Source organism: Kitasatospora sp. NPDC023385 (assembly GCF_055664045.1).
Map to the genome: position 1 here is coordinate 1 of NZ_JBVOOL010000103.1, position 1,259 is coordinate 1,259.

Consider the following 1,259-nt stretch of genomic DNA (forward strand, 5'->3'; position numbering starts at 1 on the left):
TCGATGCGGAAACCACGGACCTTGACCTGCTCGTCCGCCCGCCCCAGGTACTCCAGCAACCCCTCCGCCGTCCACCGCGCCAGGTCACCCGTGCGATACATCCGGCCCCCGGCCGGACCGAACGGCAAAGCCACGAAACGCTCCGCCGTCAGACCCGGACGACCCACATAACCACGGGCCAACTGCCCACCCGCGACATACATCTCCCCCGCCACACCCACCGGCACCGGACACAGGAACTCGTCCAACACGAACACCCGCAGACCCGGCAGACCCCGACCGATCACACTCCCCACCACACCACCGTCCGCAGCGAGCTCCTGGAAGGTCACATGCACCGTCGTCTCGGTGATCCCGTACATGTTCACCAACCGAGGACCACCACCACCCCGACGCCCCCACCACGGAGCCAACCGCACCGGATCCAACGCCTCACCACCGAACACCACCACACGCAGGCTCCCACCCCGCACCCGATCACCCTCAGCCGCCACCAACTGGTAGAACGCCGACGGCGTCTGACTCAAAACCGTCACACCCTCCCGCTCCACCAAAGCCCAGAACTCCTCCGGCGAACGCGACACCGCGAACGGCACCACCACCACCCGACCACCGTGCAGCAGCGGCCCCCACAACTCCCACACCGAGAAATCGAACGCGAACGAGTGGAACCACGTCCACACATCATCCCCACCGAACCCGAACCGCTCCCGCGCCCCCGCGAACAGCCCCAACACATTCCCGTGCGAGACCACCACACCCTTCGGACGCCCCGTCGAACCCGACGTGAAGATCACATACGCCGGATGCCCCGGAAGCACCCCGGAGACCACCGCACCGCTGCCCAGACCGGCGACCTCCGCCACCACCCCAGGCTCGTCCAGCACCACGACCGGCACACCCGACCGCTCCGGCAGAGCCGCCACACACTCGGCCGAGGTCAACACCGCAACCACACCCGCATCGGCCAGCGTCAACGCGATCCGCTCCACCGGATACTCCGGATCGACCGGCAGATACGCACCACCGGCCTTCATCACCGCCAACAACGCAACCACCAGGTCCACCCCACGCCGCATGCACACCGCCACCAGCGACTCCGGACCAACCCCCCGACCCACCAGGAAACGAGCCAACCGATTCGCCCGCGCATCCAACTCCGCATACGACAGCTCAACACCGTCACCGACGACCGCCACCGCACCCGGCGTCCGCGCCACCTGCCCCGCGAACACCTCCGGCAACGTCCCCACCACCAC

At 67.8% G+C, this 1,259-nt stretch carries 1 protein-coding gene; it reads right to left on the reverse strand.

Annotated features, from left to right (window positions below; translation table 11 throughout):
• On the reverse strand, positions 1 to 1,259 hold a 1,259-nt coding region (locus tag AC0B61_RS37215; RefSeq protein ID WP_471746970.1), incomplete at both ends, for an amino acid adenylation domain-containing protein.